The organism is Leifsonia sp. RCC_180 (assembly GCF_058138205.1).
Genome location: NZ_CP200340.1, coordinates 2,863,603 through 2,881,815 on the forward strand (window position 1 = coordinate 2,863,603; position 18,213 = coordinate 2,881,815).

The following is an 18,213-nucleotide window of genomic DNA, read 5'->3' on the forward strand; positions in this document are numbered from 1 at the left end:
TCCTTCGAGCTGTGCGCAGCATGCTTCCTGTTCTCAGGGTAGAGCGGAACCACCCGGCCCGGGATGCTCGCTCCGTCGTCGACGGAGGTCGCATCCCGGGCCGGGGGATTCCTCGGGTTTTACTTGATGCCGTACTTGTCGCAGGCGGCTTTGTAGTCCGCCGTGCAGATCTTGGCTGCCGAGTCGGAGCCGTAGAACTCGTCCTTGACGACAGTGCTCTCGATGTTGTCCGTCGTGACCGACACCGGGGTCAGCAGGAAGGACTCGATCGACGCGCCACCGGCGGTGTCCACCTTCGTGTCACCCTTGGGCTTGTTGCCCTTAGTGAGGTCGACGGCGAGCTCTGCCGCCTTCTCGGCCTCCGGCTTGAGGGCCTTGTAGACGGTCATGTACTGGTCGCCTGCGAGGATCCGCTGGATGCCCGCGAGCTCAGCGTCCTGACCGGTCACCGGCGGGAGCGGGCTGAGGTTGGCAGCCTTCATGGCCGCGATGGCGCCGCCACCGGTGCCGTCGTTGGCCGCGTAGACACCCTTGATCTGGTCCTTGAACTGCGTGACCTGGCCGGACACCCAGTCCTGAGCCTTCGCCGGGTCCCATCCTGGGGTGTCGAACTCGGCCAGCACCTTGTAGCCGCTGGAGTCGATGACGCTGTGTGCGCCCTTCTTGAAGAGGGTGGCGTTGTTGTCGGTCGGCGAACCGTTGACCATCAGGATGCCGGCGCCCGAGGGAACGTTGTCCTTCTTGAGCTTGTCGACGAGTGCCTGGCCCTGCAGCTTGCCCACCTTCTCGTTGTCGAACGAGATGTAGTAGTTGCTGTCGGGGCTGTTGATGAGGCGGTCGTAGGAGATGACCGGAACGTTCTTGGCCTTGGCCTCACCGACGATGGATGCGGCTGCCTCGCCGTCGAACGGGTCGAGGACGAGGACCTTGACGCCCTGCGTGAGCATGGACTCCGCCTGCTGCTGCTGCTTGCTGGCGTCGCCGTCGGCGTTCGCGTAGAGGACCTTGCAGCCGGAGCAGAGCTCCTTGACCTTGGCCTCGAAGAAGGGCTTGTCCGCCGCCTCGTACCGGGCGGTGACGGAGTCGGGCAGGAGGAGGCCGATCTGCGCGTTGGCGGAGTCGGCGGTGCTGCCGCCGCTCGAACCGTTTCCGGATCCGTTCGAACACGCTGTGAGGGTGACGGCTGTGAGCAGGATCGCGGCCGACGCGATGACCGCTCTCGTGGTGGCGATCTTCATTGAAAAACCTCCGATTCGGGACCGCCTTCGTTGGCGGCTGGGTTGAGTGTCCCAGTCGCGGCTTTTGGCGTCAAGACTTGAATCCAACGGATTCGGTAACGGTTCGGGACCTCTTCGGGGGCCAACGCCGCCGCGCCGTCAGAAAGAGATGCCGTCGGAGGAGAGCGAGACGCAGTCCACGGCATACGCCACGGCCCCGAGGGTGGCCGCGCGCATCCCGAGCTGGGCCTGGACGATGTCGGGCATCAGGTCCGGGTTGACGATGATCGAGCGTTCGACCGCGTGCCGCAGCGGGCCGAGTAGGAGCTCGCCGGCGCGCGACAGTTCGCCGCCCACGATCACCCGTTCCGGGTCGATCAGGTTGCACAGGTTCGCCGTGGCGACGCCGATATGGCGGCCGGCGTCCGCGATCGCCCGGATGCAGCGCGCGTCCCCGGCCATCGCCTGCAGCACGACGTCGCCGAGCTTCAGGCTGCCGAGGTGATCGCGAAGTTCGTCCATGATCGCGGGACCACCGGCCAGTGCCTCCAGGCAGCCCCGATTGCCGCAGCGGCAGAGCGGTCCGTTCTCGCGGATCGTGGTGTGACCGAACTCCCCGGCGATGCCGTGGTTGCCCCGGAAGACCTGGCCGTTCAGGATGAGCCCCGCGCCGATCCCGTCGCCGATGTCGAGGGTGATCGTGTTGCGCTTGCCGCGTCCGGCGCCGAAGCGGGACTCGCCGAGGGCCCCGAGATTGGCGGAGTTGTCGACGAACACCGGGCGCTTGATCCGGCGTTCCATCGAGTCGGCGATGACGACGCCGTCCCAGCCGCGCATGATGCCGCTCCGCGCGATGGTCCCGGTCGCGCGGTCGATGGGGGCGGGCACGGCGATGCCGACGGCCAAGAGGTCGTCGCGGGACGCATCCACCGACTCCAGCATGTCGTTCAGCAGCAGCGAGACCTTGTCGAGCTCGTTGTCGGCGCGGTGGTCCTTCGCCAGCGGCATGTGGTTCTCGGCGACGACGGTGTGTGCGACGTCGGCGAGCGCGACTCGCAGGTGGCGGGTGGAGAAGTGGACGCCGACGACGAGCCCGAGCGCGTGTGCCAGGGTGACGTGCTGGGCGCGCCGACCGGAACGGATGCTCTGCGCGGTATGCAGGACGCCCGAGGTCGACAGTTCCTTGACGATGTTCGAAACGGTCGCGGGGGAGAGCCCCGTCGCACCCGCGAGTTCGACCTGCGTCAGGCCGCCGTGCTTCTTGATGGCGTCGACGATACGGGCTCGGTTGGCTTCACGAAGTGAAGTCTGCGAACCCGGAGTTCGTCGCTGCGTTGCCACGACGAGAAGGATACATGCCTGAGGATGGGTCACCTCCACAACGGAAAGTAATGGGTTTGTGAGGTTCCTATGACCCGCTGGAGCAGTCGGCTTGGCAGGATAGAGACATGGCCGATCTGCACGTTCACCCCGACCGCCTGGAGATCCACCTCACGCGGGCCGAGAAGGTGCTGGCCATGAAGCGGGAGGATCTGCTGGTGCCGCGCGACAGCATCCGCTCGGTCGCGATCACGGAGGACCCGTGGATCTGGATCCGCGGCATTCGCGCACCAGGCGCCGCCGTCCCGCTGACGCTGTCGCTCGGCACATGGAAGTTCCACGGAGGCAAGGACTTCCTTCTGATCAAGGGCAAGCAGCGCGCCGCAGTGGTCATCGACCTCGACGGCGAGGAGTACTCGCGCATCATCGTGTCGACTCCGCACGCCGCGCGGCTGGTCGAAGCGCTCCGGGTCGACGGGAGCGAGCTCGCCGCCGAGGGCGAGATCATCGACTGAAGCCGGCTCAGCCGCTCAGCCGCTCTCCGCGATCGCGAACAGGATGAGCCCCGCCAGCGGCACCGCGCCCTGCAGCAGCGCTGCACCCCAGAGCCGGCGGCCGGTCGTCAGCAGCACGAGCGACGCCAGCACCATGCAGACGCCGCAGAAGAAGATCAGCCCGAACCCGACCTGGCGGAGCGTCGTCCAGTAGAGCAGCAGGCCGACGACCGAGCCGCCTGCGAGGAACAGGTTGTAGAAGCCCTGGTTGTACGCCATCGGCCGCACGGCGTCCGCATCCCGCTGTGAGGCGACGCCGAAACGTCGCCAGACGCCGGGTGAGGACCACAGGACGCTCTCCATCGCGAAGAACACCACGTGGATGATCGCCGCCGCAGCGATGAGAACGCTGCCGATGATCGCCATGCCGGGAGGATACGCTGCCCAGCATGGAGACGCTGAATACGACCTGCGTCATCGCAGGCGGCGGGCCGGCCGGGATGATGCTCGGCCTGATCCTCGCGCGCAACGGGGTGGATGTGGTGGTGCTGGAGAAGCACGCCGACTTCTTCCGCGACTTCCGGGGCGATACCATCCATCCCTCCACCATCGGCGTGCTCGGAGAGCTCGGGTTGCGCGACCGCTTCCTCGGGCTGCCGCACACCAGCGTCAGCACGCTCGACGTGGTGGTCAACGGCAACCGGCTGCACCCGATCGACTTCGGCCGGCTCGCGCCGCCGGACGATTTCCTGGTGCTGGCCCCGCAATGGGACTTCCTGACCTTCCTCGCCGGTGAAGCGGCGAAGCATCCCAACTTCCGGCTGCTCATGGAGACCGAAGCGACCGAGCTGATCTGGGAGGACGGCGCGGTGCGCGGCGTCGTGGCGCACGGACCCGACGGGCGGCTTGAGGTGCGTGGACGCCTGGTCGTCTCGGCCGATGGCCGTGCCTCTGTGCTGCGGGCCCAGGCGGGCTTGCGGCCGCGCAGCTTCGGGGTGCCGATCGACGTGCTCTGGTTCCGCATCCCTAAGCCGGAGGACCTCGCGCCGCACACTCTCGCGTATGTCGGAGGCGGTGGGATGGTCGTGACGATCGAGCGGGACGACTACGTGCAGGCCGGGCTCATCATCGCCAAGGGCGGGTTCGACGCGCTCCAGCTGAGCGGTCTCGCCTCCTTCCGCCAGGCAGTCCTCGATGCGGCGCCGCACCTCCGGTCGGCGCTCGAAACGATCACCGATTGGGATCAGGTCAAGCTGCTCAGCGTGCAGATCGACCGGCTGCCTCGCTGGTACCGCCGCGGATTCCTCGCGATCGGGGATGCGGCGCACGCCATGTCGCCGGCGTTCGGCGTTGGCGTGAACTACGCGGTCCAGGATGCGGTGGCGACAGCGAACGCGCTGACGGCGACCCTCCGTTCGGCGGAGGAGACGGTCGACCTTCGACTGCTCGACGGCATCCAACGGCGGCGGATGCCCGCGGTCGCCGCCATGCAGCGCATCCAGCTCGCCGCGCATCGAACGATCACTCGGCCGGAGGGGGTGCGGCTCCTGCCGGAGACGCTGCCGACGGCGCTGCGGCTGGCCATCGCCGCGGGCACACCGCTCGTTCAGCAGGTGAGTTCGCGGCTGATCGGCCGCGGGTTGCGGCCGGAGTCGGTGTCGCCCGAGCTGCGGTGAGCGGGGGTGCTGCGGTGATGTTCTCCCTCAGCGCTGGCCCGTCGCCAGACCGATGAGCAGCAGCGCCAGGCCGATCAGAGGCAGCGAGCCCTGGATGAGCGCGGGCCGCAGGTAGCCGCGGCCGGTGGTCACCAGCACGACGGCCGCCGCGATCATGCTGGCCGTCGTGAAGATGATCAGGGCGAGCCCCGCAGGGTGCTGGCCCACTGCGTAGAGGATGAGTCCGACCACCGCGCCGATCGCGAGAAACAGGTTGTAGAAGCCCTGGTTGTACGCCATGGGTCGCACCGTGTCGGCCGCCTCCTGACTGGCGACTCCGAACCGCCGCCACACCGTCGGGCGGGTCCAGGCGACGCTCTCCATGAAGAAGATGGCGACGTGGAGCGCGGCGGCGAGAGTGACCACGATGGTGGCGAGCAGGATCATGGCGTCAGCATACCGACGCGGCCCGCTGCCGCCGTCGGCGCCGTGCGGCCAGGCGCTCCAGCGCTCAGGCTCGAACGTCCACGACCGTGCGTCCGCGCAGCCGGCCCGCGAGGATGTCGTCGGCCGCCGGGATGGCATCGGCGAGCGCGATGAAGCGGGTCATCGCGGCGAGCGACTCCTCATCGAGGTCGGTCGCCAGCCGTCGCCAAGCGGTCTCGCGCTGGGCCGCGGGCGCCTCGACCGAGTTGATCCCGACGAGCGAGACGGCACGCAGGATGAACGGCAGCACTGTCGCCGGGAGGTCCGGCCCCTGCGCCAGTCCGCAGGCGGTGACCACCCCGCCGTACCGCGTCTGCGCGAGGGCGGTCGCGAGCGTCTGGCTCCCGACCGAGTCGACGACGCCGGCCCAGCGCTGTGACTGGAGCGGCTTGCCCGGCGCATCCAGCTCCGACCGATCGATGATCGCGGTGGCGCCGAGGTCCGTCAGGTAGTCGCTCATCTCATCCACTCGCCCGGTGGACGCTGTGACCGGGTAACCCAGTTTCGCGAGGAGGGCGACCGCGACGGAGCCCACACCGCCCGAGGCTCCGGTGACGAGGATGCTGAGACCGCTGTCCGACACCTCCTCAGGGTCGACCCCGTTGCGTTCGAGCGCCAGCACCGCGAGCATCGCCGTGAAACCGGCCGTGCCGATCGCGGCCGCCTGCTCGGACGTGATCGAGTCAGGGATGCGCACCAGCGCGTCGCCGTCGACCCGCGCCTTCTCCGCGAGCCCGCCGTGATGCGACTCGCCGAGCCCGGCGCCGTTGAGGACCACCCGATCGCCCGGCTGCCAGCGCGGATCCTCGGAGAGCTCGACCGTGCCGACCACATCGATCCCCGGGATCAGAGGGGAGGTGCGTGCCACACCGGGACGGCCGCCGATCGCGAGCCCGTCCTTGTAGTTGAGGTCGGAGAACTCGACGGCGATCGTCACCGCGCCGGGCATCAGGAAGGAGTCGTCGACGCGGCGCACCTCGGCGGTGTGAGCGGCGACCCGTCCACTGTCGACCCGCTGCTCGATCACGATCGCCCGGAAATCGCTCATGACGTCACCCTACGCCGGGCCGGATCGCTCAGTTCAGTTGCTCGGTCCCCGCTGGCAGCACCCCGCCGGCGTACAGCTCGAGCGCTGTGTTGCGGAGGGCGGTGAGGGCGACCCGCTGCGTCCACGGGCCGTAGGAGGCGCGCGCGACCCCCAGCGCCTGGAGCCGTGTCGGATGGACCGACCCGGGCACTGCGATGACGCTGAGCTTGCGCTCGCCGAGTCCGCCGACCAACCGCTCGATCGTCGGTTCGTCGAGCCGTCCGGGCACGAACACGCAGGTCGCGCCCTCGTCGAGGAAGGCGCGACCGCGACGGATGGCCTCCTCGGCGTTCTCCTGGTCGGTGGAGGGCGACTGGCGCAGGAAGACGTCGGTACGGGCGTTGAGAGCGAAGGGGACTCCCTCGGCCTCGGCCGCCCGGGTCGCCGCACGGACAGCACCGACCGCCTCCTCGAAGGGTCGCATCCCGTCTTCGAGGTTCGCTCCGACGACCCCGACGCCGATCGCGCGGCGGATCGTCTCGCCCGGGTCGCCGTAGCCGCTCTCCAGGTCGGCGCTGACCGGCAGGTCGGTCGTCGCAGCGATCCGCCCGACCATGTCCAACATGAGGTCGAGAGGGATCTTCTCGCCGTCCTCGTACCCGAAGGTGGCGGCGATCGAGTGGCTGGCGGTGGCGAGCGCGCGGGTGTCGGGGAGGTCGGCGACGACGCGCGCGCTGATCGCGTCCCACACGTTGACGACCTGGAGGAGTTCGGGTGCGTCGTGCAGACGGCGCAGTTCTTCGCCGCGGTCCTGGATGCTGGTCATGTGCCCACCCTAGGGCGCGGGCCGCTGCCGCTCTAGGATGGCGGCATGGCCCGCACGGGGGGACCGCAGGAGGTGCCGAAGAGCCGTTCGGCGGTGGTGCCCCGCGCGTCTGCGAGCACCGTCGTCGACTACCTGTTCTTCATCTTCGGCGGGGTCGCCGCCATCTGGCTGGCCTGGCTCGTCCTCACCGAGAGCTTCGAGTGGGGCTGGTACCTCGTCCTCTTCTTCGTGCTGTTCTGGGTGGTGCTCGCCTACCTGGTGCTGCCGAGGCTGCACCGCATCCTGACCGAGATCTACGTCCCCGACTACTTCATCGGACGCGCGCGCACCAGCGATGGGCTTCTCGGCGATCCCATCAACCTGGCTCTGCTGGGCTCCGAGGCGCAGCTGGACCACGCCATGCGGGAGGCGGGGTGGACGCGGGCCGACGACATCACCGCGCGATCGAGCGGGCGCATCATCGGTTCGACGCTTCTTCGGCGGAGTTACGACGAAGCGCCGGTCAGCCCGTTGTTCCTGTTCGGTCACCAGCAGGATGTGGCGTACCAGCAGGAGGTGAAGGGCAATCCGGCGAAGCGGCACCACGTTCGGTTCTGGCGCTGCCCGGAAGGCTGGCTGCTGCCCGGAGGCCATCGGGCGGAGTGGCTGGCCGCCGGAACCTTCGACCGCACGGTCGGGTTCTCGCTGTTCACCCTGCAGATCACGCACAAGATCGACGCGAACACCGACATCGAGCGCGACCACATCGTCACCACCCTGATGGATGCGGACGTGGGCGTCGGCGTCTCGGTGATCCGCGACTTCTCGACGGGCTATCACTCGCGCAACGGCGGCGGGGACACCATCGAGACGGATGGGGACCTTCCGGTGCTCGACCTGACGAAGGTGGCGGTGGATGCGCAGGGAGTGACGGTCGCGGCGGATGCCGAGGCGCGTCGGCTGGAGTTGGCGGAGCGTCGCCCGGTGCCGACCGCTCTGGGTGCGCTCCTCATGGCTTTCCGGGTCGCGGCCGGTGCCGGGTATATCGCACTGAACCTGCTCGACTGGCAGCGCTTCGTCCTGTCGCAGGAGACCGCCGGCGCGGTCACGCCGGACGAGCAGAGCACGGTCGGTCTCGTGCTGGGTATCGCCATGGGTCTCTTCGGCGCCGGGCTGATCCTCTACTTCCTGCTCGCCCTGCTGGTGTTCTTCGGCAGCAACTGGGCCCGCATCGCGGCGATGTCGTACAGCAGCCTCATCATCGTGATCTCGGCCATCGACTTCTTCAACGGAGGTCCGCAGATCTCGCTGAAGAACAACCTGCTGGGGCTGTCTCTCGACATCCTCGTGGTTCTGGCGCTGTCGTCGAAGAGGTCGCGCATCTGGGCGCGGCGGCCGCGAACAGGGGCGCGTGGTCGGCCTCGGGTGCGTGAGGTCGCGGCGGGCGGGTCGCCTGCGCCCACCGAGGCCGCGGCGCCGTCCGCGTCGCCGCGAAGCCCGGTGCGACTCCCAGTTGGCGACGCCCCCGCCGACGACACACTGCGCTGAACCCGCCTACATGAGCTTCTTCCCATCGACGCCGCCCGCCTTCAGCGCGGACTCTTCCGCGTCGAGGAACGCGAGCACGGATCGCACGGCCGGCTCCTGGTAGCGGCCTTCCGCCCGCGCCTCGAGCACGGCCTGCCGCTCCGCGACGATCATCGTCCGGCGCAGCTTCCGATACTCCAGCGGCAGGTCCGCGCGCTCGTCGGGCGACGGATTCTCGAGCGCGTCGGAGAGGAACAGCGCGTTCAGGCGCAACCGCTGGATCACCCGCTCGTCCTCGTCGCCGGTGACCTGCGACTCGAGGTGCTCCAGCCCCGCCGATTGCGCTTCCGCCAGCAGGCGCTGCATCTCGCTCGCCTCCTGAGCGAAGTCCGGTGGCGGCAGCTTCAGCTTGCGGATGATCCAGGGCAGCGCGAGGCCTTCGAGCAGGGTGGCCACCACGACGACGAACGCGAGGAACTGCAGAAATTCGCGATGCGGCGTCTGTGCCGGCAGCAGGAAGACCGCCGCGAGGGTGACGACGCCCCGGATCCCCGCGAAGGAGACCGCGATGCCCGTCGGCCAGTTCCACCCGCGTTCTCGGAGCCGCTGAGGCCCGTAGCGGTACAGCGTGGTCGTGCCGACCATCCACAGGAAGCGGGCCAGGAAGATGGCGAGCAGCACCACGATGCTGATGACGATGGTCTGCGGAACCGTGATGCCGGACGAGAAGGCTCCGGTGAGGATAGACCGCAGCTCCAGCCCGATGAAGAGGAACACCGCGTTCTCGAGCAGGAAGCTGACCGTCCGCCAGTTGATGGTCTCGGCGATGCGCGCTTCGGCGGTCTGGATCGTGGGGGAGCGGTACCCGAGATAGAGCCCGGCGACCACGACGGCCAGCACGCCGGATCCGTGCAGGAGCTGCGACGGAATGAAGGCGATGTAGGGCGTGACGAGCGCCAGCGAGGTGTCGAGCACCGGGGAGCGCAACTGCTTGCGGATGGTGGCGAGCACGAACCCGACGACGAGCCCGACACCGATGCCGACGACGACCGCGAGCACGAAGTCGGCGCCGACCGCCACCGGGTTCACGATGCTGACAATGGCGGCGATGCTCGCGTTGAGAGCGACCAGGGCGGTCGCGTCGTTGAGCAGGCTCTCGCCTTCCAGCACCGTCACGAGTCGGCGGGGCAACTTGACCCGGCCGGCGACCGCCTTGACGGCCACCGTGTCGGTGGGTGCGACGACCGCGCCGAAGGCGAAGGCCGCCGCGAGGGTGATCGCCGGCACAACCAGGTAGGTGGCAAAACCCACCACGATGACGGTGAAGGCCACGAGCCCGACCGAAAGGAGCAGGATGCCGTCGCGCCTCGCGCGCACGTCCACGATCGAGGTCTGTATCGCTGCTGCGAAAAGCAAAGGCGGCAGCAGCCCGAACAGCACCACCTCCGGCTCGAGGGCGACCTCTGGGACGCCCGGCACGAAGGAAGCGGCCGCTCCCACGAAGACGAGCACCACCGGCGCCGACCAGCCCACCCTCCGGGACAGGCCGGTGACCGCGACCGTGACGACAACGAACGACACGATCCAGACGATTGTGGTGACCGGATCCATGCTGTTCATGATGGCGGCAACGCGAACACCCCGCCAAGGTTTCCCGCGGGACGGTGGAAAACGCGTTCGCTCTCCGCGATGTGGACGATTGTCGTCCAGCGGACGTCGATGGACTTATGCGGCATGGGCGGCGCAGGCCGCCGAATCGCAGTCCTCGCAGACCACCAACTGCTCGCGACAGGCGAGGTCGACGCAGTTCCGCATCCTGCTGGTCTCCGCGCCACAGGCCACGCAGCGGCCGAGCACGGCGGCGTGGTCGCTGAAGGTCACGGCTCCGCGGCCGTCGAAGACATAGAGGGAACCCTCCCACAGCCCGTCGTCGCCATACGTCTCGCCGTAGCGCGCGATGCCGCCTTCGAGCTGGTACACCTCCTGGAAGCCGCGCGTGCGCATGAGCGACGACAGCACCTCGCACCGGATCCCCCCGGTGCAGTACGTGACGACCGGCTTCTCCTTCAAATGGTCGTACGCCCCGCTGTCGAGAGCGGCGACGAAGTCCCGGGTGGTCGAGACGTCGGGCACCACGGCGTCCCGGAAGCGCCCGATGCCGGCCTCGAACGGGTTGCGGCCGTCGAAGAACACCACATTTTCACGCTCTTCGACCAGGGCGTGGAGTTCCTCGGGCGCGAGCCGCATGCCGCCTCCCGAGACGCCGTTCTCGTCGACGACCAATTCGTCGGGGGCACCGAACGAGACGATCTCGTCCCGTACTTTCACTGAGAGTCGCGGAAAGTCCGTGCTGGTGTTGTCCGCATTCAGGCCGGAACCCTCGCTCCATTTGGCGTCGAGCTGCCGGAACGGCGTGTACTCCTTGGTGACCCTCAGGTACCGCTTCAGCGCGTCGAGTTCACCGCCCAGCGTTCCGTTGATGCCGTGTTCGGAGAGCAGGATCCGGCCGCGCAACCCCAGTCGTTCACAGAGTTCGCGCTGCCACAGACGGATCGCCTCGGGGTCCGCGAGCGGCGCGAACACGTAGAAGAGGAGCACTTTTGGGACGGCCACCGCCTCATCGTAGGCGAGTGCTTCCCGATCGGCGCCGATCGTAGGATGGTGAACGATGTGAGCGCAGGAAGCTTTGTTCGCCTCCCGTTCAGGCAGGTGGGACAAGGTCTATGCGTTCCCCGGGGCACGTCCCCGTGACAGAAGGGCGGGTTGTTGCGAACCCTGGTCATCATCCCGACCTACAACGAACGCGAAAACATCGGCTCGATTGTGGGACGCCTCCGCGCATCGGTTCCCGAAGCCGAGGTGCTCATCGTCGACGACGGTTCCCCCGACGGCACAGGCGAAATCGCGGATGCGCTCGCCGCGACCGACGAGAACGTCAGCGTCCTGCACCGGTCCGGTAAGGAGGGCCTGGGCGCGGCCTACCGCGCCGGGATGCGTCAGGCGCTCGACGCCGGTTATGACGCGATCGTCGAGATGGATGCGGACGGCTCTCACCAGCCCGAGCAGCTGCCCGCACTTCTGGGCGCGCTCCGATCCGTCGATTCTCCGGATGGCGCGGACGTCGTGCTGGGTTCCCGCTGGGTCGACGGCGGCGGGGTCGTGAACTGGCCTGCGCGGCGACGGCTGATCTCCCGGGGCGGCAGCGCCTATTCGCGCATCGCCCTCGGGCTTCCGGTGCGCGATGTGACCGGCGGCTACCGCGCCTTCACCGCTGACGCGCTGCGACGACTCCATTTCGAGCGCACGGAGAGTCAGGGGTACTGCTTCCAGATCGACATGACGCGGCGCGCGTACGATGCCGGTCTCTCCATCGTCGAGGTGCCCATCACGTTCGTGGAGCGGGAGCGCGGTGCCTCGAAGATGGGTGGCGGCATTGTCGTGGAAGCCATGCTTCGCGTCACGCTATGGGGACTCGCCGGGCTTCCGCACCGGTTCCGCAGGCGCCCGACGCCGGCCGAGGTGGAGCCCATCCGCCGGGCGTAGCGTGAGTGGCATGGCAAACGATCCTTTCGAGCGCTTCGGCGCTGTTCCTCTCTTCACCGTGTCCAGCGACGACTTCGCCGACGGCGACCGGTTCTCCCGAGAGCAGTGGGCGTCGAGTTCGGGCGGTGGCGATGTCTCGCCTCAGTTGTCGTGGACCGGTTTCCCCGCCGAGACGAAGAGTTTTGCCGTGACGATCCACGACCCGGATGCGCCCACCGGTTCCGGGTTCTGGCACTGGGCCGTGTACAACATTTCCTCCTCCGTCACGAGCCTCGCCTCGAATGCGGGTGCCGAGGGCGGTACCGGCCTGCCTGAGGGTGCATCCATGCTCTCCAACGAGATGCGCTCGAAGAGCTTCACGGGGGCGGAGCCTCCGGCCGGCACGGGCACGCACCGCTACGACATCGTCGTCCACGCGCTCGATGTCGAGCGATTGGACCTGGACCCGGAGTCGACGCCCGCCGTCCTGGGCTTCAACGCGCACTTCCACACCCTCGCCCGGGCGGTGATCTCGACGGTCGCCACGGACGGCGACATCTGATCCGGCGCCGGATTCAGTGCCTGTCGCCGGCGTCAGTGCTTGACGCCGGTGAAGGCGAGCACCCCGCCGAGCCCGATCATCAGCACACCTCCTGTGGCACCGAGCCGCTCCACCCTCTTGGGTGACCGTCCGAACCACTGGCGCGCCGTCCCTGCGGCGAGCGCCCACACGCTGTCGAATGTGAGTGCCAGCAGCAGGAAGACCGTTCCCAGCTCGAACAGCTGGAGGGGGATCGCGCCCGCGTGGTAGTCGACGAACTGCGGGAGCACGGCCACGAAGAACACCAGCGACTTCGGGTTGGTCAGGCCGACCACGAACCCTTCGCTGAGGATGCGCAGCCATGATCGCCGTGGCGGCGTCGCCTCGTGTGTGACGGCAGTGTGCCGACGATGCCGGATCGCCTGAATTCCGAGGTAGATCAGGTAGCCGGCACCAGCGAACTTGATGATCGTGAACACGACGAGCGACTGTGCGACCACCGCACCGATGCCCAGCGCCACCGCGATCACCAGAGGCAGCATCCCGAGCGCGTTCCCGAGGACACTGAGCAGCCCGCCGAGCCGCCCGAGCGCCAGGGAACGGCCGATGACGAAGAGCACGCTCGGTCCGGGAATGACGATGAGCGCGACGGAGGCGAGTGCGAAGGCGAGCAGGGAGGGACCGGGAACCATGCGCTGAGCGTAGGGGAGGTAGGTTCGTTACGTGAAGCTCCACAACGTTCGTGTGCACCGCAGCGACGAGAATCTCGCCCGCCAGGACCAACTCGCATGGAAGATGGCGGAGGTCGCCGCCGACCCAGTCGAAGTGGATGCGGACGTCACCGAGATGGTGATCAATCGCGTGATCGACAACGCGGCTGTCGCAGCGGCTTCCCTGACGCGTCGGCCCGTGATCTCGGCCCGGGCTCAGGCCCTGGCACACCCGATTCCGGTGCGCCAGCTGGCCGAGCTGACCGAGACGGTGGAGCACCCCCAGGACGGCTCGACGGTCTTCGGCGAGAAGCCGTCCGTTCGCGTCTCCCCGGAGTGGGCCGCGTGGGCGAACGGTGTCGCGGTGCGGGAGCTGGACTATCACGACACCTTCCTGGCGGCGGAGTATTCGCACCCGGGAGACAACATCCCTCCGATCACCGCGGTCGCGCAGCACGCCGCTCGCGCGTACGGGCCGACCGGGAGGGATCTCGTTCGCGGCATCGCGACGGGATACGAACTCCAGATCGATCTCGCCCGCGCGATCAGCCTGCACCGCCACAAGATCGACCACGTCGCCCACCTGGGTCCGTCGGCGGCGGCCGGCATCGGCACCCTGCTCGGGCTTCCCCCCGAGACGATCTACCAAGCCATCGGGCAGGCACTCCACACCACGACCGCGACGCGGCAGTCCCGCAAGGGTGAGATCTCGAGCTGGAAGGCGCACGCCCCCGCCTTCGCCGGGAAGATGGCCGTCGAGGCGATCGACCGTGCCTTGCGCGGTGAGACGAGCCCGACTCCGATCTACGAAGGCGAGGACGGCGTCATCGCCTGGATGCTGGACGGCCCGGGCGCCTCGTACGATGTCCCGCTCCCGGTGGCCGGCGAGCCGAAGCGGGCGATCCTCGACTCGTATACGAAGGAGCATTCCGCCGAGTACCAGGCCCAGGCGTGGATCGACCTGGCCCGCAGACTCCACCGGCAGCATCCCGAGGTGGCCGATCCGTCGCGCGTCGAGAGCATCGTGATCCACACCTCGCATCACACGCACTTCGTCATCGGTTCGGGCGCCAACGACCCGCAGAAGTACGACCCGACGGCGTCGCGCGAGACCCTCGATCACAGCATCCCGTACATCTTCACGGTGGCGCTGCAGGACGGGGGCTGGCACCACGTGGAGTCGTACCTGCCCGCTCGGGCCGCCCGCCCGGACACTGTGGAGCTGTGGGGCAAGGTGACCACCACGGAGGAGGCGGAATGGACGCGGCGCTACCATTCGACCGACCCCGCCGAGAAGGCGTTCGGCGGTCGCGTCGAGATCCGTCTGGCCGACGGCCGTGTCATCGAGGACCAGGTCGCCGTGGCCGACGCGCACCCGCTTGGGGCTCGGCCCTTCGCACGTGAGGACTACATCGCGAAGTTCCGGACGCTCGCGGCAGGCGTGCTGGAGGCCGACGAGATCGAGCGCTTCCTCGCGCTGGCCGAACGGCTTCCCGACCTGAACGCCGCCGAACTGGGCGGCTTGACCATCACCGCGCGTCCCGGCCTGCTCGCCGCTTCGCCCGCGCCGAAGGGACTCTTCTAGATGCTCTATTCGTCCGTTCCCGCGCACGAGAAGCGCGCGGCATTCCGCGCCCGTCTTGCGTCGGGTGAGCTCGTGCGCATGCCCGGCGCGTTCAATCCCCTCAGCGCTCGCCTCATCGAGCGCAAGGGCTTCGAGGGCGTCTACATCTCGGGCGCGGTGCTCTCCGCCGAGTTGGGCCTGCCCGATATCGGATTGACCACGCAGACCGAAGTGGCCGGTCGGTCCGCGCAGATCACCCGAATGACCGACCTCCCGGCGTTGGTCGACGCGGACACTGGATTCGGAGAGCCGATGAACGTCGCCCGCACCGTCCAGGCGCTCGAGGACGCCGGAGTCGCGGGCCTGCATATCGAGGACCAGGTGAACCCGAAGCGTTGCGGGCACCTCGACGGCAAGCAGGTCGTCGACGAGAACACGGCGCTCAAGCGGATCCGCGCAGCGGCCGATGCTCGTCGCGATCCGAATCTCCTGATCATGGCCCGGACCGACATCCGAGCTGTCGAGGGACTGGATGCAGCGATCGATCGTGCGAAAGCTCTCATCGATGCAGGCGCCGATGCGATCTTCCCGGAGGCCATGGCCGATCTCTCCGAGTTCGAGGCCGTGCGGGCCGCCGTGGACGTGCCCATGCTCGCCAACATGACCGAGTTCGGAAAGAGCGACCTCTTCACGGTCGACCAGTTGCGTGACGTCGGCGTCAACATTGTCATCTGGCCCGTCTCTCTCCTCCGGCTGGCGATGGGAGCCGCCGAGAGAGGCCTCGACCAGCTTCTCGCCGAGGGGTCGCTCAAGCCGCTGCTCGGTGAGATGCAGCATCGCGCCGATCTGTACGACCTGATTGACTACGAGGGCTACAACGCCTTCGACACCTCGGTATACAACTTCGAGGTGCGGCGCTAGAACTCTCCGATGACGTCGCGCGTCGGTGTCCACCCTGTCAGCAGCGAAGGAGCTCACATGACCGACCCTGAGATCCACAAGGGCCTCGCCGGAGTCGTCGTCGACACGACGACCATCTCCTCGGTGAACCCGCAGACGAACTCGTTGCTGTATCGCGGTTACCCGGTGCAGGAGCTTGCGCAGTACTGCTCGTTCGAGGAGGTCGCGTACCTGCTGTGGCACGGTGAGCTCCCGACGCCCGAGGAACTCACCGCCTTCGAATCGCTCGAACGGTCGCTCCGCCGTCTCGACGATCGCACCCGACGTGCCCTCGATGACATCCCCGTCTCCGCCCACCCGATGGATGCGCTGCGCACCGCGGTGAGTCAGCTCGGGGGTCTCGACGCCACGCTCCAGCAGACCGACGGCATCCTCGATCGTGACTTGAATGAAGGCCGCGCGATCTATCTGCTGGCTCAGCTGCCCACGATCGTTGCGTATATCCAGCGCCGCAGGCGCGGGCTCGAGCCGGTCGAGCCGCGCGACGACCTGGACTACTCGCGCAATTTCCTGTGGCTGACCTTCGGCGAGGTGCCGGACGACGTGGTCGTCGACGCCTTCCGGGTCTCCCTGGTCTTGTACGCGGAGCACTCCTTCAACGCCTCCACCTTCACCGCTCGGGTCATCGCGTCGACGCTGTCGGACGTCTACTCCGCAGTGACGGGAGCGATCGGAGCCCTCAAGGGGCCGCTGCACGGCGGAGCCAATGAGGCCGTGATGCACGCCTTCGACGAGATCGGTTCGGCCGACCGTGCGGCCGAGTGGCTGGACTCCGCACTCGCCGAGAAGCGCAAGATCATGGGCTTCGGTCACCGCGTCTACAAGAACGGCGACTCGCGCGTGCCGACCATGCGGGCGGCGCTGGTCACGCTCACAGAGCACTACGAGCGGCAGGACATGCTCGACCTCTATGACGCGCTCGAGAGCGCGATGGGGGAGCGCAAGAACATCAAGCCGAACCTCGACTACCCGTCCGGCCCTGCCTACAACCTCATGGGGTTCGACACTGAGACGTTCACGCCGCTGTTCGCCGCCGCCCGGGTGTCCGGCTGGACCGCGCACATCTTCGAGCAGTACGCCTCGAACTCCCTGATCCGGCCGTTGTCGCAGTACACCGGTCCGACGGAACGTCACCTGGAGCGCTAGCGCTGCTCGGATCCGGCAAGCCAGCCGGATCCGCTGCATCAGCGATAGAGCAGCAGAGCATCCCCCTGCCCACCGCCGCCGCATAGCGCGACCGCCGCCCGACCCGAACCACGACGCGCGAGTTCGTGAGCTGCATGGCTGGCGAGCCGTGCTCCCGAGGCGCCGATCGGGTGCCCCAGAGCGATAGCCCCGCCGTGCAGGTTCACCCGCTCGGCGTCCAGTCCGAGGTCGGCCATCGACTGCAGCGCGACGGCGGCGAACGCCTCGTTGATCTCGACCAGGTCGAGCTCCGGGACGCTCCACCCCGCCCGCCGGAGTGCCGCGTCGATCGCGCGCGACGGCTGGGAGTGAAGGGAGTTGTCGGGCCCGGCGACCTGTCCGCTCGCCCCGACCAGAGCGAGCCAGTCGAGCCCCAGGCGTTCCGCATTCTCCCGGCTGGTCAGCACGAGCGCTGCCGCTCCATCGCTCAGCGGCGAGGAGTTCCCGGCGGTCAGCGTGCCCCCTTCCGCGAAGCTCGGCCGCAGTCGGCTCAGCGTCTCGGCCGTGGATTCTGGCCGCACTCCTTCGTCGGTGCTCACCACGACGGGCTCGCCACGCCGCTGAGGGATCGTGACGGGCGCGATCTCGTCGTCGAACACCCCGTTCGTTGCCGCCGCGCCGGCCCGCTGATGGGATCGCGCCGCGAATTCGTCCTGTGCTTCGCGCGTCAGGCCGAGCTTCTCCGTGTAGCTCTCGGTGGAGGCGCCCATCGACACTCCGTCGAAAGCGTCGGTCAGTCCGTCGTGCGCGGCGGAGTCGAGCGCCTGGATGGAGCCATAGCTCCACCCCATTCGTGAACCGGGGAGGATGTGCGGCGCGTTCGTCATCGACTCCTGGCCGCCGGCGACGACCACCGTCGCCTCGCCGGTGCGGATCAGTCGTGCGGCGTCGATCACCGCGGCCAGTCCGGAGAGGCACACCTTGTTGATCGTTGTGGCGGGAACATCCCAACCGATGCCCGCGCCGATCGCGGTCTGCCGCGCCGGGTTCTGACCGGCACCCGCCTGCAGCACCTGCCCGAACAGCACCGTGTCCACGGCTTCGGGCCCGAGGCCCGAGCGTTCGAGCGCCTTCTGCAGCGCGATCGTCCCCAACTGCACTGCCGTCAGCGACGCGAGCGCGCCCTTGATCTTCCCTAGTGGCGTGCGGGCGGCGGACAGGATGACGACGTCGTCGGTACTCATGGGCTACTCCTTCGTG

Annotated in this window: 18 protein-coding genes; 8 read left to right on the forward strand and 10 right to left on the reverse strand. The window is 68.2% G+C overall.

The features are described 5' to 3' along the window. Positions 1 to 119 precede the first annotated feature (119 nt). Positions 120 to 1,238 carry an ABC transporter substrate-binding protein gene (locus AB7E03_RS14125; protein WP_489941987.1) on the reverse strand — a complete coding sequence of 373 codons (1,119 nt, stop codon included), beginning with the start codon at positions 1,236 to 1,238 and terminating at the stop codon, positions 120 to 122. A gap of 138 nt (positions 1,239 to 1,376) precedes the next feature. After that, entirely contained in the window at positions 1,377 to 2,558 is a 1,182-nt protein-coding gene (locus tag AB7E03_RS14130) for an ROK family transcriptional regulator (RefSeq protein ID WP_441783058.1), read from the reverse strand. Positions 2,559 to 2,665: 107 nt separating this feature from the next. Between AB7E03_RS14130 and AB7E03_RS14135 the strand changes: the two genes are divergently transcribed. Continuing rightward, positions 2,666 to 3,052, forward strand: coding sequence for a hypothetical protein (locus AB7E03_RS14135; RefSeq protein ID WP_441783059.1), 387 nt, complete (start codon positions 2,666 to 2,668; stop codon positions 3,050 to 3,052). A gap of 15 nt (positions 3,053 to 3,067) precedes the next feature. Here the strand turns inward: AB7E03_RS14135 and AB7E03_RS14140 are convergent, their stop codons facing one another. Continuing rightward, positions 3,068 to 3,457: a DUF1304 domain-containing protein gene (locus AB7E03_RS14140; RefSeq protein ID WP_489941988.1), complete on the reverse strand. Its 390-nt coding sequence runs from the start codon at positions 3,455 to 3,457 to the stop codon at positions 3,068 to 3,070. A 23-nt stretch (positions 3,458 to 3,480) separates the two neighbouring features. Between AB7E03_RS14140 and AB7E03_RS14145 the strand changes: the two genes are divergently transcribed. Further along, the gene (locus tag AB7E03_RS14145; RefSeq protein WP_489941989.1) at positions 3,481 to 4,707 is read left to right on the forward strand and encodes an FAD-dependent oxidoreductase; all 1,227 of its coding nucleotides are present in this window, start codon (positions 3,481 to 3,483) and stop codon (positions 4,705 to 4,707) included. 27 nt (positions 4,708 to 4,734) lie between these two features. On the opposite strand, the gene AB7E03_RS14150 is transcribed toward AB7E03_RS14145, so the two are convergent. From AB7E03_RS14150 to AB7E03_RS14160, 3 genes are all read right to left on the reverse strand, one after another. Further along, a complete protein-coding gene (locus AB7E03_RS14150) occupies positions 4,735 to 5,133 on the reverse strand; it encodes a DUF1304 domain-containing protein (protein WP_489941990.1) in 399 nt (132 codons plus the stop codon). A 64-nt stretch (positions 5,134 to 5,197) separates the two neighbouring features. After that, positions 5,198 to 6,220 (reverse strand): MDR family oxidoreductase, encoded by a 1,023-nt coding sequence (locus tag AB7E03_RS14155; protein WP_489941991.1) that lies wholly within the window; start codon positions 6,218 to 6,220, stop codon positions 5,198 to 5,200. A 28-nt stretch (positions 6,221 to 6,248) separates the two neighbouring features. After that, positions 6,249 to 7,025 (reverse strand): isocitrate lyase/PEP mutase family protein, encoded by a 777-nt coding sequence (locus AB7E03_RS14160; protein ID WP_489941992.1) that lies wholly within the window; start codon positions 7,023 to 7,025, stop codon positions 6,249 to 6,251. Positions 7,026 to 7,070: 45 nt separating this feature from the next. Here AB7E03_RS14160 and AB7E03_RS14165 point away from each other — a divergent pair, with 45 nt between their 5' ends. After that, positions 7,071 to 8,552 carry an LssY C-terminal domain-containing protein gene (locus AB7E03_RS14165; RefSeq protein WP_489941993.1) on the forward strand — a complete coding sequence of 494 codons (1,482 nt, stop codon included), beginning with the start codon at positions 7,071 to 7,073 and terminating at the stop codon, positions 8,550 to 8,552. 6 nt (positions 8,553 to 8,558) lie between these two features. Here AB7E03_RS14165 and AB7E03_RS14170 read toward each other — a convergent pair whose 3' ends face one another. Beyond that, positions 8,559 to 10,151: a cation:proton antiporter gene (locus AB7E03_RS14170; protein WP_489941994.1), complete on the reverse strand. Its 1,593-nt coding sequence runs from the start codon at positions 10,149 to 10,151 to the stop codon at positions 8,559 to 8,561. A gap of 105 nt (positions 10,152 to 10,256) precedes the next feature. Further along, positions 10,257 to 11,144, reverse strand: coding sequence for an oxygen-dependent tRNA uridine(34) hydroxylase TrhO (trhO, locus tag AB7E03_RS14175; protein ID WP_489941995.1), 888 nt, complete (start codon positions 11,142 to 11,144; stop codon positions 10,257 to 10,259). Positions 11,145 to 11,297: 153 nt separating this feature from the next. On the opposite strand from trhO, the gene AB7E03_RS14180 reads away from it, so the two are divergent. Together AB7E03_RS14180 and AB7E03_RS14185 are read left to right on the forward strand one after the other, a co-directional pair. Then, positions 11,298 to 12,074, forward strand: a complete 777-nt coding sequence (locus AB7E03_RS14180; protein ID WP_489941996.1) for a polyprenol monophosphomannose synthase — start codon at positions 11,298 to 11,300, stop codon at positions 12,072 to 12,074. A gap of 10 nt (positions 12,075 to 12,084) precedes the next feature. Continuing rightward, positions 12,085 to 12,615, forward strand: a complete 531-nt coding sequence (locus tag AB7E03_RS14185; RefSeq protein WP_489941997.1) for a YbhB/YbcL family Raf kinase inhibitor-like protein — start codon at positions 12,085 to 12,087, stop codon at positions 12,613 to 12,615. A gap of 32 nt (positions 12,616 to 12,647) precedes the next feature. Here the strand turns inward: AB7E03_RS14185 and AB7E03_RS14190 are convergent, their stop codons facing one another. Continuing rightward, entirely contained in the window at positions 12,648 to 13,286 is a 639-nt protein-coding gene (locus AB7E03_RS14190) for a LysE family translocator (protein WP_489941998.1), read from the reverse strand. Between the two features lie 31 nt (positions 13,287 to 13,317). On the opposite strand from AB7E03_RS14190, the gene AB7E03_RS14195 reads away from it, so the two are divergent. The 3 genes from AB7E03_RS14195 to AB7E03_RS14205 are packed head-to-tail and all read left to right on the forward strand — an operon-like array spanning position 13,318 to position 16,974. After that, complete coding sequence (locus AB7E03_RS14195; protein WP_489941999.1) at positions 13,318 to 14,889, forward strand: MmgE/PrpD family protein; 1,572 nt, start codon at positions 13,318 to 13,320, stop codon at positions 14,887 to 14,889. Next, positions 14,890 to 15,789, forward strand: coding sequence for a methylisocitrate lyase (prpB, locus tag AB7E03_RS14200; protein WP_441783071.1), 900 nt, complete (start codon positions 14,890 to 14,892; stop codon positions 15,787 to 15,789). A 57-nt stretch (positions 15,790 to 15,846) separates the two neighbouring features. Beyond that, positions 15,847 to 16,974, forward strand: coding sequence for a bifunctional 2-methylcitrate synthase/citrate synthase (locus tag AB7E03_RS14205; RefSeq protein WP_489942000.1), 1,128 nt, complete (start codon positions 15,847 to 15,849; stop codon positions 16,972 to 16,974). Between the two features lie 38 nt (positions 16,975 to 17,012). Here the strand turns inward: AB7E03_RS14205 and AB7E03_RS14210 are convergent, their stop codons facing one another. After that, positions 17,013 to 18,197, reverse strand: coding sequence for an acetyl-CoA C-acetyltransferase (locus tag AB7E03_RS14210; RefSeq protein WP_489942001.1), 1,185 nt, complete (start codon positions 18,195 to 18,197; stop codon positions 17,013 to 17,015). Positions 18,198 to 18,213: the final 16 nt, after the last annotated feature.

What these genes read in the sequence shown, in the direction of transcription:
- AB7E03_RS14125 (WP_489941987.1), bottom strand. Translation starts at nt 1,238, where the DNA reads ATGAAGATCGCCACCACGAGAGCGGTCATCGCGTCGGCCGCGATCCTG.
- AB7E03_RS14135 (WP_441783059.1), top strand. Translation starts at nt 2,666, where the DNA reads ATGGCCGATCTGCACGTTCACCCCGACCGCCTGGAGATCCACCTCACG.
- AB7E03_RS14140 (WP_489941988.1), bottom strand. Translation starts at nt 3,457, where the DNA reads ATGGCGATCATCGGCAGCGTTCTCATCGCTGCGGCGGCGATCATCCAC.
- AB7E03_RS14145 (WP_489941989.1), top strand. Translation starts at nt 3,481, where the DNA reads ATGGAGACGCTGAATACGACCTGCGTCATCGCAGGCGGCGGGCCGGCC.
- AB7E03_RS14150 (WP_489941990.1), bottom strand. Translation starts at nt 5,133, where the DNA reads ATGATCCTGCTCGCCACCATCGTGGTCACTCTCGCCGCCGCGCTCCAC.
- AB7E03_RS14155 (WP_489941991.1), bottom strand. Translation starts at nt 6,220, where the DNA reads ATGAGCGATTTCCGGGCGATCGTGATCGAGCAGCGGGTCGACAGTGGA.
- AB7E03_RS14160 (WP_489941992.1), bottom strand. Translation starts at nt 7,025, where the DNA reads ATGACCAGCATCCAGGACCGCGGCGAAGAACTGCGCCGTCTGCACGAC.
- AB7E03_RS14165 (WP_489941993.1), top strand. Translation starts at nt 7,071, where the DNA reads ATGGCCCGCACGGGGGGACCGCAGGAGGTGCCGAAGAGCCGTTCGGCG.
- AB7E03_RS14170 (WP_489941994.1), bottom strand. Translation starts at nt 10,151, where the DNA reads ATGAACAGCATGGATCCGGTCACCACAATCGTCTGGATCGTGTCGTTC.
- AB7E03_RS14185 (WP_489941997.1), top strand. Translation starts at nt 12,085, where the DNA reads ATGGCAAACGATCCTTTCGAGCGCTTCGGCGCTGTTCCTCTCTTCACC.
- AB7E03_RS14190 (WP_489941998.1), bottom strand. Translation starts at nt 13,286, where the DNA reads ATGGTTCCCGGTCCCTCCCTGCTCGCCTTCGCACTCGCCTCCGTCGCG.
- prpB (WP_441783071.1), top strand. Translation starts at nt 14,890, where the DNA reads ATGCTCTATTCGTCCGTTCCCGCGCACGAGAAGCGCGCGGCATTCCGC.
- AB7E03_RS14205 (WP_489942000.1), top strand. Translation starts at nt 15,847, where the DNA reads ATGACCGACCCTGAGATCCACAAGGGCCTCGCCGGAGTCGTCGTCGAC.
- AB7E03_RS14210 (WP_489942001.1), bottom strand. Translation starts at nt 18,197, where the DNA reads ATGAGTACCGACGACGTCGTCATCCTGTCCGCCGCCCGCACGCCACTA.